General features: G+C 60.1%; 15 protein-coding genes. 2 read left to right on the forward strand and 13 right to left on the reverse strand.

The window, feature by feature from the left end:
• Positions 1-108 precede the first annotated feature (108 nt).
• The 12 genes from SH292x_RS03890 to metK form a co-directional block, all read right to left on the reverse strand.
• A complete protein-coding gene (locus SH292x_RS03890) occupies positions 109-999 on the reverse strand; it encodes an alpha/beta hydrolase (protein WP_442484274.1) in 891 nt (296 codons plus the stop codon).
• Positions 1,000-1,132: 133 nt separating this feature from the next.
• Positions 1,133-2,419: a hypothetical protein gene (locus SH292x_RS03895; protein WP_442484275.1), complete on the reverse strand. Its 1,287-nt coding sequence runs from the start codon at positions 2,417-2,419 to the stop codon at positions 1,133-1,135.
• A 255-nt stretch (positions 2,420-2,674) separates the two neighbouring features.
• Positions 2,675-3,292, reverse strand: coding sequence for a Holliday junction branch migration protein RuvA (gene ruvA / locus SH292x_RS03900; RefSeq protein WP_442484276.1), 618 nt, complete (start codon positions 3,290-3,292; stop codon positions 2,675-2,677).
• Between the two features lie 106 nt (positions 3,293-3,398).
• The gene (locus tag SH292x_RS03905) at positions 3,399-3,692 is read right to left on the reverse strand and encodes a hypothetical protein (protein WP_442484277.1); all 294 of its coding nucleotides are present in this window, start codon (positions 3,690-3,692) and stop codon (positions 3,399-3,401) included.
• Between the two features lie 170 nt (positions 3,693-3,862).
• Positions 3,863-4,102 carry a DUF433 domain-containing protein gene (locus SH292x_RS03910; protein ID WP_442484278.1) on the reverse strand — a complete coding sequence of 80 codons (240 nt, stop codon included), beginning with the start codon at positions 4,100-4,102 and terminating at the stop codon, positions 3,863-3,865.
• A gap of 195 nt (positions 4,103-4,297) precedes the next feature.
• Positions 4,298-4,795: a crossover junction endodeoxyribonuclease RuvC gene (gene ruvC / locus SH292x_RS03915; RefSeq protein WP_442484279.1), complete on the reverse strand. Its 498-nt coding sequence runs from the start codon at positions 4,793-4,795 to the stop codon at positions 4,298-4,300.
• Positions 4,796-4,864: 69 nt separating this feature from the next.
• Complete coding sequence (locus SH292x_RS03920) at positions 4,865-5,419, reverse strand: hypothetical protein (protein WP_442484280.1); 555 nt, start codon at positions 5,417-5,419, stop codon at positions 4,865-4,867.
• 6 nt (positions 5,420-5,425) lie between these two features.
• A complete protein-coding gene (locus SH292x_RS03925) occupies positions 5,426-5,854 on the reverse strand; it encodes a hypothetical protein (RefSeq protein ID WP_442484281.1) in 429 nt (142 codons plus the stop codon).
• A gap of 79 nt (positions 5,855-5,933) precedes the next feature.
• Entirely contained in the window at positions 5,934-7,658 is a 1,725-nt protein-coding gene (gene cysS, locus SH292x_RS03930) for a cysteine--tRNA ligase (RefSeq protein WP_442484282.1), read from the reverse strand.
• A 126-nt stretch (positions 7,659-7,784) separates the two neighbouring features.
• On the reverse strand, positions 7,785-8,273 hold the full coding sequence (gene ispF, locus SH292x_RS03935) for a 2-C-methyl-D-erythritol 2,4-cyclodiphosphate synthase (RefSeq protein WP_442485842.1): 489 nt from the start codon (positions 8,271-8,273) through the stop codon (positions 7,785-7,787).
• A 3-nt stretch (positions 8,274-8,276) separates the two neighbouring features.
• The gene (locus SH292x_RS03940; RefSeq protein ID WP_442484283.1) at positions 8,277-8,990 is read right to left on the reverse strand and encodes a hypothetical protein; all 714 of its coding nucleotides are present in this window, start codon (positions 8,988-8,990) and stop codon (positions 8,277-8,279) included.
• A 172-nt stretch (positions 8,991-9,162) separates the two neighbouring features.
• A complete protein-coding gene (gene metK / locus SH292x_RS03945) occupies positions 9,163-10,323 on the reverse strand; it encodes a methionine adenosyltransferase (protein ID WP_442485843.1) in 1,161 nt (386 codons plus the stop codon).
• Positions 10,324-11,900: 1,577 nt separating this feature from the next.
• Between metK and SH292x_RS03950 the strand changes: the two genes are divergently transcribed.
• Together SH292x_RS03950 and SH292x_RS03955 are read left to right on the forward strand one after the other, a co-directional pair.
• Positions 11,901-12,164 carry a hypothetical protein gene (locus SH292x_RS03950; protein ID WP_442484284.1) on the forward strand — a complete coding sequence of 88 codons (264 nt, stop codon included), beginning with the start codon at positions 11,901-11,903 and terminating at the stop codon, positions 12,162-12,164.
• Between the two features lie 71 nt (positions 12,165-12,235).
• Positions 12,236-12,436, forward strand: coding sequence for a carbon storage regulator (locus tag SH292x_RS03955; RefSeq protein WP_442484285.1), 201 nt, complete (start codon positions 12,236-12,238; stop codon positions 12,434-12,436).
• Between the two features lie 5 nt (positions 12,437-12,441).
• On the opposite strand, the gene SH292x_RS03960 is transcribed toward SH292x_RS03955, so the two are convergent.
• Positions 12,442-14,901, reverse strand: a complete 2,460-nt coding sequence (locus SH292x_RS03960; protein ID WP_442484286.1) for a hypothetical protein — start codon at positions 14,899-14,901, stop codon at positions 12,442-12,444.
• Positions 14,902-15,266 lie beyond the last annotated feature (365 nt).

Genomic DNA, 15,266 nt, shown 5'->3' on the forward strand with positions numbered 1-15,266 from the left:
ACTATCGGAAGGCCGAGTCGCGACACAACAGAGTAGCTCAAAGGTCCTTGTCTGTCGATCGGGTAAAATGCGGGGAATTTGCGGCCTGGTCCGGGTGTTTGGCCTATTTCAGGGCGATTTCTCCCCCTTCAACAGCTGTGCGGGCAACCGCCCACTACCATCCGCAGGTTCGACACTTGGCAAGCCTTCGAGAAACTCCCGCAGCACCGGGTAGTAGCTCGCTGGCTGCGGCGTGTTGTGATATCCACCCGGAACGTCGACCCACTGTTTTTGCTTGGACAGCACCGCTTCGAATAATCGCCGCGCTTCGCTGTAAGGAATCACCTCGTCGCTCGTACCATGACTTTGCAGCACGGGGCCATCGTACGCCGCGATCCTGCCAATCGAGTCGTAACGGTTTCGCATGAGTAGCTTCACGGGGAGCCACGGGTAGTGCACCGCCGCCGCATCAACCATCGTGGCGAAGGTACTTTGCAGCACCAGCGCCTTGGCACCTAGCTTCTCCGCCGCAGCGATTGCCACACCACCACCCAGCGAGCGACCCACCAGCACGATCTCGCTCGTGGGTACGCCAGCCCGTTCGGCGAGCCACTGCTGCGCCGCCATGCCATCGGCGATAACCCCAGCTTCGTTCGGCTTGCCCTCGCTTTTGCCGTAGCCGCGATAGTCGAACACCATCACCGTGGCGTCGAGCTCGTCGCGAAGTTCGTCCATCAGATCGGCGTTGAACGCCACGTGCTCGCCATTGCCGTGAAAATAGAGCACGATTTGCTTCGGATCGGGATGCTCGAACAACCAGCCATGCAGCCGCGTCCCATCCGCCGACTGAAACTCAACATCCTCATGGTCGAACACGCTGGACACCCAGTCGCCCAACGTCGGTTCGGGCGCGGGATAGACGAGCCAGGTTTCGAGAAACGTCATGACCAGCAGCACCACGAGGTAGGCAATCAAGAAGGGCTTGGCGAACCACCAGCCCCAGCCCAGCACTTTGGCCATGTTACACTCCTGCACCAGTTCCGACCAAGTCACGACCGATTCGGCCGCGAAGCCGAGGTGCAGCAATTATCGAGGCCAAGCTGCTTAGAGGGAAGTGCAGATGACCAGCAAACGCCTGGAACGAACGCTCGCCCTATCGGCTGAACTTCGCTAGCAGGCCACCCACCGCCATCACGGCGAAAATCACCAGCTTCACGATGCCGCCGTAGCGTTTCGCTTTGCCGGTGGATGTCTCTTCGACAATCTTGCCGTTTTCGTCTTCCATGAAGTCAAAGGTGATGCCGCACTTGGGACATTTATCGCCAGCGCCCATTTCCCTCGCCGTGTGCCAAGTGTGATTGCAAGAAGAGCAAGTGTACTCGTTCATCATCACCCCTCCCGATCCGGGATCGGCAGGGGCGCTCGCTGGGAAGGTGGGCTCGTGCATCGACGGGCCGGGAGAGAACGACTCGGGGGGACTGGGCGCTGAGTGCGATGGCGTCGATGGTGCCGAGGCCATGCTATCCATCTCGTCTTGCTGCCCACGCATCGCAGCCCATTGCTCCTCGGCGCGTCGCTCGTTCTCCAGCCGATTCTGCTCCATACGTTCCATCGCCGCGTTGTGGGCCGCCATCGGGTCTGGAGGTGTGGACTCTATCGGGCTGGCCGCGCTCGAATCGAACCCCGGATTGGTTCGACCCCGGATCTGGTGCTGCGCGGCTTCAAACAACGTGGCCGGCGCGGCCGCTACTTGAGGAGGAGGAGGTGAAGGGGCACCGTAACCATTTCCTGAATTGGGCGTTCCCGAACTCGGCGGTGCATTCTGCTGCGCCACCCAATCCTGATCGGTTTGCGAGAACTGCGCAAGCGGCACTCGCCACTCGCGGTTCTGAAAGAACAACACGACCTTCTCGCCCTCGACGCCACGATACTCCGCGTCGATCTTCTTACCATTCGAGTTGGTCCACTCGCGCGATTCGGTGGCTCCTGTTCCACCTGCCATGGGGCTCTCAAACCCCGGTGCCGTGGCGGTAGCCGTGTCGAACACCGTGGCGAGCAACTGGCGGTCGACATCGCTCAATTGGTCGATGGTCAACTCGACAGACGCGCTTCCTTCTTTGAGCGTTACTTCGTCTCCCTCTTTGTTCTCGAACTTCAACCGACGCTTCGTGCCATCGATCATCGTCCATTCGCGCCAACGGTTTAGCTCGCGGACCTTCTTGATCCACTCCTGGTCCGCGTCACTCAGTCGACCAACCGGCGCGCGGACGATCTTGCCGTCCTGATCGAGAATGGCGGTGCTGCCCGAGAGCCGCAGCAGCTTGGCGCTCACCGACTTCCCCTCGTCGTCGGTCCACGATCGTTCGGAGTACTCGACGGCCCAGCTCGGCGCGCACACCAGCGCCGCGAGCACCATGATGGTAGCGGATACAAGTCGCATCCCGACCTTCCTCCCCGTAAGGAAGCCACATCTTAAATGTTAGGAAAAGTGTCCCTCCGGCTGCACAACGGCCGGACTTTCATCCTACCGTCCGGCCCGCGGGTTGCCGACAGACAATCTGTCTGAAAAGTCAGAAATTCATCGCCCGCCGGCCCCAGAATGGGGTATTCGCCCTAGTACCAGCCTAATAGCGGCGGGGCGCAAGCCCCCCGGCCAGCCCCTGGTACCACCCTGTTTCGCTTCCTGCCAGCCACCTCACCGGTTCTCGTACACACTCCGCAGCAATTCCTCGACATCCTTGTACTTCTTCTTCCGGCCGAACGCGTCGTCCAGCAGTCGCCGAGCGTCCGACTCGCTGTGCCCCAGGGCTCGCAAGGTCTCGAACGCCTCGCTCGCCAGATCGAGTTCGCGGGGTGCAACGTCGGGTGAGTCGCGGCCAATGAGGAGCGCGAACTTCGGCACCTTCCGCCGCAGCTTGGCAATCACCCGCTCGGCCGTCGCGGGGCCAATGCCCGGCAGAGCGGCGAGACCCTTGGCGTCCTGATCTTCGATCAGCGCGGCGACTTCTTGCACCGGCCGAACCATCGCCCGCAGCGCCTTCTTCACGCCGACGCCATCGACCTGGCAGAAGAGCTCGAAGAACTCGCGCTCGATGCTGAGCGCAAACCCCACCATCCGCGGCGTCATTCGCCCGCGCGAGGGGTCTCCATCCATGTACTCGATGGTGTGGAGCATGGTCTCTTTGCCGATCGAGTCCTGCAACTGCCGGCGGGTGAACTCGGGGATGAGCACCTCGTACTCAAACGCCCCCACAGCCAGCGTCAACGCATCGCCCGCCAGGGCAACCAATCGTCCAGTGATTTTGGTGATCATCGCGGGGGAGGGCTCAGGTAGGGAAGTTGGAAGCGTGCAATCTTAGCAACTCCCTAGCCGGACCGCCACGCGGTCCGGGAGCACCCCCTTCGATCGAGTCGGTATGTTAGCCATCAGGGGTAGCGGTCCAGTCTCCCTCCTTCCCCTTGAAGAAGTCATCGTCGCGATACCAACGAATGTCTGAGACTTCGGTGTTCGATGCAAGCACTTTGTGAATCGCGACGCATAGTGCAGCTAGTTCGCTGTCGTCGCGAGTTCCGATCCAACGTTTGTAGAACGGCAATTGCGACTGAACAAAAATGAGCCAAACGTCTTCGCCGTCCACTTCGTAACCGCCGAACCCCAACAAGAAAGGTCGGTTCTGCAGCTTGATCAATGATGCCCATCCCCAGTCTTCCATTACTGGCTCTAATCGAACTCGAATCGTTGGTGTGGAGCGCAAACCATCCAGCACCATCCGAGCTGGTTCGTCGCCGAGGCAGTTGGGATTATCTAGGTCAACAGCTCCCCCTCCGTATCGAAAGTTGCATGAGTGAAGGTGACAAAGGTTCGCATAGAGTAAACGTAAACCTATTGAGCTATCTCGCGAGACTTTTGATTGTCGCCATCTTCAGTTGCTGCGACATCGAACGCCAGAGCTTGGCGAATGTCCTCTTCCTCTAACTCGGGATACTCACGCGCGAGTTCTTCGCGATTGGGATAGAGGGCTACCGCTTCGAGAACACGGCGGACTGTTAGCCTCATGCCTCGGATGCAAGGCTGGCCGGACAGTACTGCGGGGTCGATTGTGATTCGGTCGAAGGCGTTCATGGTCAATTTCACAAGAGAAGTTGATGGCTAACTTCCTTATAGCCGATTGACCCGATCTGCACCTATCCAGTCCACAAAAACCCGTGCCCTTCGCATTCTCTGTTCCCTCCGTTCCCTCCTGTTCATCCCGACTTCGCCAGCTAGCTCACAATCCGTGTTTCATCCGTGCCCATCCGTGGCTAGACCAACACCTCTCTACTCCCGGTTCATCACCAGCCGGCTCAGGAACCAGTGCGTCATCGCGATCGCCAGCGCGTCGGCCACGTCGGGGGGCTCGGGGGTTTCTTTCAGGCCCAGCTCGCGCGTCACAGCGGCCTGCATCTGTACCTTCGGCGCGCGGCCATTGCCGGTGAGCGTTTTCTTGATCTGCGTCGCCGCGTAATGATTTACTTGTAGGCCGCCAAGTTGGCCAGCCAAGATAATGGCACCTCGCGCGTGGCCCATCAGAATGGCCGTCTTTGGGCGTTCGTAGTGCGAGTAAAGCTCTTCAATCGCCATCACCGCGGGCGAGTGCGACTCAATCACCTCGGTCACCCCGCGATAAACTTCCGCCACACGTTCCGCCAGCGTCCGATTCGCCGAACTCCCACCGCGCACGACACCCGCCTCGACCAGCCGCACCCGCCGGCCCGACGCTTCAATCACGCCGTAGCCCGTGGTGTTGAGGCCAGGATCGATGCCGAGGATTTTCATAGAGACAAAAAGGTTGACGATGCAAATGCCGTTAGTGAATTTAGCACCCAATACTTCTGACGATCGATGCTAGCGAAAAAAGCTAATACTGGCACCCCACACGTACGGCATGAGTCGCGCTGCCGGATCCCGGGACGTAGAGAATTCGACGAGGAGAGGTCCACTGCACTTGCCCTCCAGCAGTGGATGTTGGGGGATGTGCTCCGACCAATTCGCGTCATATTCCACATGGCATTTCCCCGCCCACAGCACCTGCCAAGGGCTATCGGTGACTCTCCCAGGGCCAATCTCGAATTGGTGGCGAGCGTTCTTGCCGCGCTCGTCAGGCTGAAGTAATGCCAGCACCTCCTCCGTTGTCATTGCATTTCTCTCGCGCTCGAATCGACGCGCGTCGTAAAGTGGTTGCAGTCGCCAGGCCAGCAAGCAACTGAGAGCTAGCGTCAAAAGCAACATTCCGCCAATCGAGAATCGTCTTGGCAGCCAGTTCGTTAGCGGATGTAAATCCACGGAGGCGCTCCTTGTTAATTTAAGCACCGCCTCGACCAATCGCGCCCGCTTGCCCGACGCTTCAATCAGGCCGTAGCCCGTAGTGTTGAGGCCAGGATCGATGCGGAGGATTTTCATAGGGGCTCAAATAATCGTGATGGCCGTCAACTCGCGGCTTGTTTCGCGCAGTTCCAGTGTGGGGACATCGCGAGGAGTGAAGGTTGCTACCACGTCGTCGCTTCCGGAGGCCGAGAACTGACTCCATCGAACGTGAACGATGACGGTGCATTTTCCCGTCACGATCACTTGCCACGGGCTGTCAACGATCTCTGCGTGCCAAGTGCTGCGATTGCCCTTGCATAACCACAACCGAACTTCGTCCTGCCTATCCGATGGCAGGCGAGCGACGACCGTATCGACGTTCGCCGATCTGGCGTCCGCCGCGAACTGGCGGGCTTCCAGTAGCGGCTGCAACCGGTAGGCAAGTACGCAGCAGAGAACCAACGTCAGCAAAAGCAGCCCACGGATCGAGAACCGAAAAGGTCGCCATCGTCTTTTGGATGTGTCCGTCATCCTTGCTCCCTTCCGTAGTCCCGTTGTGATGTGCAGCCTAGCTCCGCCCGAATTCTTGCGAATCCGGCTACAAACACATCTACCCTCGCGTCCACTCGGTTCCGCCCGCGCGGTCTTCGAGCACCACGCCCAGGTCCTTGAGTCGATCGCGAATCGCGTCACCCGTCGCGAAGTCTTTGTTGGCACGGGACGACTGACGCAGTTCGATCAGCATCTTCATCACCCCTTCGAGCGAACCCTCGTTGCCGCCCGTCCACTCGGTGCCGCCGCCTCGGTCTTCGAGCGTGATCGCAGTAGGCACCAGGCCGTCGCGAATCGCGTCGGCCATCCCAAAATTCTTTGCCGTGCGGGCTTTCGCGCGTAGGTCGATCACCAGCTGCATCACCTGACCGAGCAACTCATCCGAGCCACCGGCGGAAGCCGGCGGTTCCAAAAACAACCCTAGCACGTTCGACAACTCTTTGATCGTCTCCATCAATAGCCCGAGCGTCGCGATGCTCGCGGCATCGCTCGCCCCGGCGCCTTCGAGCTGAGCGTCGTCGCAGTACTTGTTAGTCAGCTTGGCGAGTTCAAACAGCTCGCCAATCGCGCCACCGGTGTTGAAGTCGTCGTCCATCGAGGCAAGGAACTTTCGCTTGCACTCCGTCGCCGCGGCGAGCGCAGGGTTGTCCCCCAGGTCCATCGCCGGCGCGCCACGCCTGGTCGGTGCCGAGATCGAATAGAAGTCGGCACCCGTGATTCGCTTGTAACGCTTGATGAGACGATAGAACGACTCAAGCCCAATTGCCGCTTCTTCGATGGCGGGCTCGCTGAACAGCACGGTGCTGCGGTAGTGCGTGCGAAGCAGGAAGAACCGAATCCGTTCGCCACCTTGGCGGTCGATCAGCTTTTGAAGTCCACCTGCTCCCGCGCTGCGGCTCATCTTGCCACCCGCTTCGTCCGCAGGGGGGGCTTCGTTTGCGCCGCGATCGCTCTTGCCGCCGATCTTGCCGGCAGCGTTGTCCTTACGCAGCAATCCGTTGTGTGCCCAGTACTTCACCATCGGCTTGCCGTGGCAGCACTCGCTCTGGGCGATTTCGTTCTCATGGTGGGGAAACACGAGGTCGAGTCCGCCGCCGTGGATGTCGAACGTCTCGCCGAGAATCTTTTTGCTCATCGCCGAGCACTCGATGTGCCAGCCGGGGCGACCTTTGCCCCACGGACTGTCCCAACTCGGTTCGCCCGGTTTCGCCGATTTCCAGAGCGCGAAGTCGGCGGGGTTCTTCTTGCGATCCGCCGTGCCACCACCTTCGCCTTGCATCGCTTCGACCGAACGATTCGATAGCTTGCCGTACTCGCGATCCTTGCCAACGTCGAAATACACATCGCCTTCGGAGGCGTAGGCGAAGCCCTTGGCGACTAGCTCTTCGACAATCGAAATGATTTCGGGCATGCACTCGGTCGCGCGCGGGAACACGTCGATCTGATCGACGCCCAGCGATGCGAGGTTCTTCTGGTAGTCGGCGATGTTCTCTTCCGCCACCTCGAGCATCGTGATGCCGCGCTCGTTGGCTTTGTGAATCAGCTTGTCGTCGACGTCGGTGATGTTCACGACCCAGGTCACGTCGTAACCGCAGTACACGAGATAGCGCTTGATGCAGTCGAAAATCACGGGCCCGACCATGTGACCAATGTGGGCCTCGGCGTAGACGGTGGGTCCGCAAAGGTAGATGCCCACCTTGCCCGGCTCGACGGTTTCGAAGGGCGACTTCTTCTTGGTGAGCGTGTTGTAAACCTGCAGCGTAGGATGGGCAGTCGTGGACATAATTGCGAGCCGGGCCCGTAAGGGCCGGGGTGAGTAAACGAAGTAGTCAAGTTGAGAGCCGTCTAAGGTAAAGCCTCAGGCGGGTCGAGGAAAAGGGCAACACCCGGTTGCAAGTACGAAGTTCGGTTACTTCGAGGTCTTTTCGAGCAGCACGACGGCCCGGGCTTCGATCGCCTCGCACCGCCCCACGGGGCCGACTTCCTCGCCTGTTTTGGCCTTGATGCCAATCGACAGGGGGCTGACGCCGAGCATGCCAGCAATCGAGTGCCGCATGGCGTCTTTGTAGGGACTTAGTTTCGGCACCTGAGCCGCGATCACGCAGTCGGCGTTCACCAGTTCGTAGCCGAGCTCCTGGACCTTCGCGTACGCCGCCTTCAAGAAATCGACCGACGCCCGGCCGCGGTTTTCCTCGACCGTGTTGGGGAACAGCGCGCCAATGTCGGGCAGGGCGAGCGCACCGAGCAGAGCATCCGTCAGAGCGTGTAGCAGCACGTCGGCGTCGCTATGCCCCGCCAGATGGTGGTCGTGCGGAATCTCGATTCCGCCGAGCACCAAGGGACCTCCCGCCGCCGTGCGGTGCGTGTCTTCGCCTAATCCTATGCGATGCTGACTGATTCCTTACTCCTGCGTCTCCGACGCGGCTACCTCGACGGTGATGACGGTTGCTTCGAGCGAAGCTTCGTCCAGTTCCACCTCAATCTGCACTCCATTGTGGAGCGCCTGGACCACTTTGGCGATTCCCGCAGGACCTTCCATGATCTCGGCCTCGACTTCAGGCCGCGTTGCCAGCGGAGGGCAAAAGCCCAAGTGCAGCGTGGTTCGCCGAGCACCCGCTTCCATCTCGCCGCGAAGCGTGGCGTGCACGTACTCGCGGCCGCTGGCGTCGCGAACGCGGACCACGTGCTGAAGCACGACTTCGCCGTCCTCTTCGGGTTCGAGCTCTGGTTCGTCCTCGGGATCGAACGACTCCAAGTGCGGAGCGGGGATCGATTCCTTGCCCAAAGCGCCCTTCCCGTGACTGGGCGAGTTACGGCGGGCTGGGACGCTTGCGAGCAACAGCCCGGAACAACTCGCAGCCTGGAACCAAGGTCCAAAAATCTGCCAGGCGGCGGGGTTGCGGCTGATCGAAACCAGCAGCAGGAGCACCACCGCCGTGGCAAGGGTGGACGACAGGGCAAGTGACTGGAGGTCTGGGTAGCCTGCATGGAACGCAGCGACCCCCAAACCCATGCCACTCACCAGACCAAGCGCGATGGTCGCAACTGGAACCCGAACGGGCCTGAAGCGCGGCACCAGCGTTTGGCCAGCAGATTCTCGCTGGGCAACTTTCATCAAGCAGGCAGCAGTATAAGGTACTCGAGCACGACGCCTAGCAATGGGCAGCGGCGTGCGGGCACGCCATGGTCGGCCTTTCGTACTCGATATGCTCACAATGTCGCAGGGCGAGGACTAGCTTTCAACCGTTTTCTGCCGATTCGGACAAAAAACAGCCCGCCCTGTTTCACTAGGTTGCCGCGGCAGCGCCTTCGGCGGCCTCAGCCAGCACCTTGGCTTTGTCGGTCTTTTCCCAAGTGAACTCGGGTTCCGAGCGACCGAAGTGCCCACCAGCGGCCGTCTTACGATAGATCGGGCGGCGGAGTTCCAGATGCTTGATAATGCCAGCCGGCGTGAGCGGGAAGTGCTCCTTCACCAGCTCGCAGATCAACGCATCGTCGATGCGGCCAGTCCCTTCGGTGTCCACGTACACGCTGACGGGCTCCGAAACGCCGATGGCGTAGGCCAGCTGCACTTCGCAGCGGTCGGCGAGACCCGAGGCGACGATGTTCTTCGCCACGTAGCGGGCCATGTAAGCGGCCGAGCGGTCGACCTTTGTGGGGTCCTTGCCGCTGAATGCACCACCGCCGTGACGGCCCCAGCCGCCGTAGGTGTCGACGATGATCTTACGACCGGTGAGACCGCAGTCGCCGTGAGGACCACCGACCACGAACTTGCCGGTCGGGTTGATGTGGTAGGTGATGTCGTCGTTCAGCCATTCGCCGAGCGTCGGATTGATGATCTTCTTGATGATTTCCTGCTTCGAGGCTTCGTCCATCAGCTTGCCATCTTTGGTCAGCACGCTCTCGTCGTGCTGGGTGCTGACGACCACGGTGTCGATACGCAGGGGGGTGTTCTCCTCGTACTCCACCGTCACTTGGCTCTTGCTGTCCGGACGCAACCAAGCCATTTCGCCCGACTTGCGGGCTTCGGTCAGGCGGTTGAGGATGCGGTGCGACAGGGCAATCGGCAGCGGCATCAGTTCGGGAGTGTCGTTGCACGCGTAGCCGAACATCAGGCCTTGGTCGCCCGCGCCGATGTCCTTGCCAGCCGCGGCGTCGTCGTTCACGCCCATCGCGATGTCAGGCGATTGCTCGTCGATCGCGACCATCACCGCACAGTGGTCGGCGGAGATGCCCATGGCCGAGTCGGTGTAGCCGACGTCCTTGATCACTTCGCGGACGATCTTTTGCATGTCGACCGTGGCTTCGGTGGAGATTTCGCCAGCGATCACGACCACGCCTGTCGTCACCATGGTTTCGCAGGCAACGCGACTCATCGGGTCCTGAGCGAACAGGGCGTCCAAAACGCCGTCGGAAATCTGATCGGCCAACTTGTCGGGATGGCCCATGCTCACCGCTTCGCTGGTGAATAGGTACTTGCCTGAAGCCACGAGAAAATCTCCACTCAAAAGGTAAACATTGCCCTGAAACAGGTAGCACCACAGTATAAGGATGGGGACGGGGTATTTACAAGCATCGGAATCGCAAGGTTTTCAGGCAATCCAGCACCTTTTCAAGTAAGCTCCCAGGCGAGCGGGGCCCATAAGGGCCGTGGTCGCCCACGCCCCTGAGCAACCTCCCTCGCGCGCGAATAAAGTCCCACTTTGGCGACTTTTTCATTGGGTGCGACTTTACTCTTCGCAGGCATTCGGGCGGGCGTCAAAAAGTGTCGTGTTTTCTCGGATGAAGTCGTTGTTTGCTCGTGGGATGGAACGGAGTAATGTCGCAGGGGTAAACCGCAGGTGCGACTTTACTCGTTTCTTACCCCCTCCCCCAAGTCGTTGCGCAAATAGCGCTGTGATCGATGACGCATGAGTCGCAACGACGCCATCGGGGGAGGGCTGGGGTGGGGGCGGAGTTTGCGAGTGGGCGTTCCATTTCGCTGCTCACGCCAAGGCGCGTAGGCCGGGTCAAGCTCCGCGCCGACCCAGCGCTAAACGTGTAGAAGTTGTTAGCACGCACCATGTCTTCTTGGGGTGTGTAGGTTAAATGTTTTCTCACGCCAAGGCGCAAAGACGCGAAGCGATTAGCTCCGAAAGAGCGCGATAACTCACCTACTTGCGCACCGATAGCGCGTCCCTTAGGGACTAGGGTTGGGGTTATGGAGGAGGCCCCAGGATTTTGTCCTGGGCTGTCGAAGCGCGCCACTTCGTGGCTACGGTGTGTTTGGCGAGTGGTTAGGGGGGAGGAGAAGGTTAAGCGTGAATCGCCGCAGGCTTGATCCGGCCAACGGCCGCTGTACGCCCCACGAGTGGGACGAACAGGGTGTATTGTAGCAGATGTACACGCGTCTATCAAGGGGCAATGTGTACGTGTGGCCATTTTGTGGGAAATGTTTGGCGGGGCGCGAAAATCAGGTCGCGTAAGCTTCCAGCTTGCGATCGCCAGCGACGCAACTAGCCGCGGAGCGGCGACAGCGCATAGCCAGGGGCGCGAGCCTAGTTGGGGGTGCAACGCGTCATCGTAAGCCGCGGAGCGGCGGCAGCGAGGATCGCCACGGAGTATTCGTCGGAACCCGCCCGTGAGTTCGGCAGACATCAGGGCGCCGCAATCCCTAGGGTGCGTCCGCTGTCGCCCCTCCAGGGCTTTCGTGGTGCTGAGGGCACCGAGTCCTGTGGCTTGCGCCACAGGCTATGCGCCATCGCCGCTCGGCGGCTGTAAACCGGGAAGTAGCAACGCAACTTGCGGCCGAGTGTCCGTGCCACCGGGTTTGCTTCGGGCCGCGGAGCGGCGGGGCATGCATTCCCACGCGGAGCGTGGGAACGAGGGTAGGAAGTGTGCTACACTACCGCTCATGTTAATCAACTATCAATGTCCGCGGTGTGGTCGTACGGGGCAAGCGCTGGGGCATCTGGCCGGCAAGGGGATTCGATGCCCAGGATGCTCGGCATCAATCCGGCTTCCTGTAGGGACAAAGCCGGCGCCGATGTTTCCTACGCATCCCATCGCACCGCCAACGGCCACGGCGATGGAAGATGCCCAGGAGGCGCCGGAGATCCACTTGCTCGTAGAGGCGGCCAGAGAGTGGATGGAGCTGCAGGGCGAGATGTTCACCGAGATGCAACGTCAGGGCCAGCAGTTGGAGCAAATCTCCAAGAACGTCGGGTGCATCTACATCATGGTGGCGATCTGGTTCACGGTGTGGGTGCTTTGGTTGCTAGCATCGATCTTCGCCGTGCTCGGTTCCTAGCCGTCGCTGGAGGGGGGAGTGATAATGCTGGAACACCGCGTTGCAGGCATGTTGCTCAAAAGGGGGTCGCCATGATTGTGATCAGCCGTTCCATCGGGGAATCCATTCGCCTGGGAGAGCATGCACTTGTTCGTGTGGAACAAGTGATGGGCGACCGAGTGGTGTTGGCGATCGAAGCTGGCCCCAAGGACTCGGTTCAGCGTGGGGAGGTGCTCTATGGATTTCCGCGACTCGACGAAGAGGCGGAAACGATGGAGCGAGACTCTCGTTAGCCAGTTCAGTTAGCTGCTGCGGGATTGGCTCTCGCGAAAAGCAAGTAACTCGCAATTCCGCCGAGTAGCAGGAGTGTTGCCGATGGCTCGGGGACCTGAGTGGAGCTAATGGGCGCGCTTGGAGTGAAGACTTCGCCGAAGTGCGACTTCCACAGATCGTAGTCGTCCTGGGTGACGGCGCCGGGGGTGAGGTCGCCGGGCAGGGTGATGTCGCTACCGAGGTGGTCTCGCCACACGGTGTAGTCGGCGAGGTCGACAACGCCATCCGTATTGAAGTCGCCGGGGAGGGTCAGGGTGACGGTGAGGGTACCAAGAAAGTTGGCCCGCGAATCAGTGGTCAATCGACGGTCGAAAGGCGAGCCATCCGCCAAGGTGCCGGTGAGCTGCATGCCGTGGGTGACCTCGATTGTCTCGGTCTCGCCGAGCTCCAGGCCACCTATTGGAACTCCATTGATCTGGAAGTTAGAACCGTAGAGATTGAGGGTACTGTCGAGAACAACCAGATCATACTGTATGGTTCCCCCCGACAGATTGATGATGCTCTGGCTGCTGGCTGCTAGTTCGGAGATCGTGCCGCCCGACATGTTCAACGTGGATGCGAGGTCGATCTGTGCGCGGCCAATCGCGCCGCCGCTGATATACACTTGACTGGTTTGCGTGGCACGAAGGTAGTGGCCAACTTGACCGCCGCGCACGTCCAGTTGGCTGTTTGAAAATTCGAGCCCTTCACCGACGCTTCCCCCTTCGATACGGAGTGATGCATCTAGCATTGCAAAACTGTTGCCCAGCGCGCCGCCTTCATGAAGGGTTAACGTCTGGCCCGCTCGTAATCCTTTGGGAGCGATAGCCGAAGGAGAGTCGATGACAAGTGGCGTGGTGTCGATGGCGGGTAGCGTCACACGGGTGAGTGTGACATTGTGGAGGGTGTCTTGATCCCGTCGAGTGAAGATAAAGGGCGATCCATCTGCCAAGGTGCCCGTGAACACGTCGCCGATGTTTAGCGTGCGATCGAACAATACAGTGGGATCAACGATTTCAACTCCGTTTAGTTGAAAGTCACCTCCAACCAGTTCCACTACAGATCCGGCGGTGGCTGTGAATGCGCGGCCGAGCGTTCCGCCGCTAATTCTACCTTCTGCTCCATGGCCAAAACCAAAGCCTGGTCCTAACTCGCCCCCCGTCATTTCGAGGATGCCACCGAAATTAGAGTTCCGTCCCAAGGTTCCTCCAGTAAGGCTCACTCTAACTCCGAAGTTCGCTTCGTAAAGGCTGACCTCCCCTCCAGACACATTGAGCGCGCTCCAGGCGGACAGATGGCGAAGGTTCACGCTGCCGCCGCTCACGTTTAGCACGGCATCCGTTTCGACCACGACCGGACCGACGACATGGCCGCCGGTTACAGTGACTTCGCTTCCCGTGCGAAGGTGGACACCTCTTGCGTTGGTTCCCGTGATGCCTATCGTTCCGCCCGAGATATTCAGCTTACTTCCGGCATAAGTATTGATTCCTTCCTCGGCGGTTCCGCCCGAGATGTTGACCACGCCTCCTTCGAAGATCGCCATTCGACCTGCAATACCACTCCGCAGATTCATCGTCCCATAGGCCACCTCGATACCATCGCCTATGTGTCCCCCTTCGATGTTAAGTGTGCCGCCCGCTACCGCGCTGTAATCACCCAGAATCCCTCCCTCGATAACCGTGAGTGTCTGACCAGCTCGAAGTCCGCTAGGTTGACCCGTAGTCTCGGGGCCAACGACGATGGGCGTCGTGTCGAGCGTTGGCATGGGGACGGTGACTAGCTGTACCTCTTGAAAGACATCGTCAACGATAGGAGTGAACAAAAACGACGATCCATCGGCGAGGGTACCGGTGAAAATATCAGTAGGGCCCAACGTAATGCTGCTGGCGGTGTGGGGAGTGCCGTTGAGCTGAAACTCGCCTCCGAGGATTTCTACATCGCCGAGGCTGTAGAAGGCGACGCGCTCTCCGATGGCCCCGCCGCTGACGACGAGCCGGCCACCACCCTGTAAGCCAAGTTCGTCCGCGATCGTCCCGCCCTGTAAGTATACGGTGGACTGTTGGGCAATTCGCATCCGTCTGTCGATTCGGCCCCCTGTCATGTGGACTTGGGATCCATCGGCAAAGATGGCATCGACCCCAATCGTGCCGCCACTCACGTTGACGGTGGTTCCCGAAAAGAATCGAGGGCCGCTCGCGATGGTTCCTCCAGTAACGTTGATCTCGATGTTGGAAGTCGTTCCCGCGGTACCTCCGGCGGTGAAGGAGTAGGGAACGGTGCCATCTTCGCTCAAGTTCAACTGCGTATTCGACCCAATCGTGCTTGGCACCGCGTCGCCGGGAACATTGATCACCGTTTCGAAGTTCGAGGGATCGCTCTGCGCGTGGGTGCTAGCGGAGGACGCGAGGGCGAGTAGGGCGATGAGTAGCGTAGCGAAGCGGGGCATGGCGCCGAGGGGAAGGGGCAGAGGTTGGGGGTGGGGCCGCACCGGTTCTATGATAGCCGATCGAGTGTCGGGCGTCGATGTTTGCTCGGACGCTAGCTGGGTGGGGTAAAACCAGTAAGTGTTGTGTTGCGCGCGACCAAATAGAACGCGCCTTGCCATTCGCCACTCACTGGGGGCTCGTAGAACTCGTCCGCAGGCACCAGCCACGGAAGACCACCGCGCGACCTCTTGTGCTGCGCACACGGACACGCGGCCGGCGTGAGTTTGCGAAGTAACAAAGAGGAATCGGCCGAAAGTCGGTGCCACACTCGATGGTGCGTTTGCTGTCGCCACTCCGTGGCTTCTGGGGCACGCGAGGGGCGTTG

The sequence above is a fragment of the Aeoliella fuhlenseeensis genome, from assembly GCF_052161615.1.
In the GTDB taxonomy this organism is placed as follows: Bacteria; Planctomycetota; Planctomycetia; order Pirellulales; family Lacipirellulaceae; genus Aeoliella.

What these genes read in the sequence shown, in the direction of transcription:
- SH292x_RS03925 (WP_442484281.1), bottom strand. Translation starts at nt 5,854, where the DNA reads ATGACGGACACATCCAAAAGACGATGGCGACCTTTTCGGTTCTCGATC.
- ruvA (WP_442484276.1), bottom strand. Translation starts at nt 3,292, where the DNA reads ATGATCACCAAAATCACTGGACGATTGGTTGCCCTGGCGGGCGATGCG.
- SH292x_RS03960 (WP_442484286.1), bottom strand. Translation starts at nt 14,901, where the DNA reads ATGCCCCGCTTCGCTACGCTACTCATCGCCCTACTCGCCCTCGCGTCC.
- metK (WP_442485843.1), bottom strand. Translation starts at nt 10,323, where the DNA reads ATGGGCCATCCCGACAAGTTGGCCGATCAGATTTCCGACGGCGTTTTG.
- ruvC (WP_442484279.1), bottom strand. Translation starts at nt 4,795, where the DNA reads ATGAAAATCCTCGGCATCGATCCTGGCCTCAACACCACGGGCTACGGC.
- cysS (WP_442484282.1), bottom strand. Translation starts at nt 7,658, where the DNA reads ATGTCCACGACTGCCCATCCTACGCTGCAGGTTTACAACACGCTCACC.
- SH292x_RS03920 (WP_442484280.1), bottom strand. Translation starts at nt 5,419, where the DNA reads ATGAAAATCCTCCGCATCGATCCTGGCCTCAACACTACGGGCTACGGC.
- SH292x_RS03890 (WP_442484274.1), bottom strand. Translation starts at nt 999, where the DNA reads ATGGCCAAAGTGCTGGGCTGGGGCTGGTGGTTCGCCAAGCCCTTCTTG.
- SH292x_RS03955 (WP_442484285.1), top strand. Translation starts at nt 12,236, where the DNA reads ATGATTGTGATCAGCCGTTCCATCGGGGAATCCATTCGCCTGGGAGAG.
- SH292x_RS03940 (WP_442484283.1), bottom strand. Translation starts at nt 8,990, where the DNA reads ATGAAAGTTGCCCAGCGAGAATCTGCTGGCCAAACGCTGGTGCCGCGC.
- SH292x_RS03895 (WP_442484275.1), bottom strand. Translation starts at nt 2,419, where the DNA reads ATGCGACTTGTATCCGCTACCATCATGGTGCTCGCGGCGCTGGTGTGC.
- SH292x_RS03950 (WP_442484284.1), top strand. Translation starts at nt 11,901, where the DNA reads ATGTTTCCTACGCATCCCATCGCACCGCCAACGGCCACGGCGATGGAA.
- SH292x_RS03905 (WP_442484277.1), bottom strand. Translation starts at nt 3,692, where the DNA reads ATGGAAGACTGGGGATGGGCATCATTGATCAAGCTGCAGAACCGACCT.
- SH292x_RS03910 (WP_442484278.1), bottom strand. Translation starts at nt 4,102, where the DNA reads ATGAACGCCTTCGACCGAATCACAATCGACCCCGCAGTACTGTCCGGC.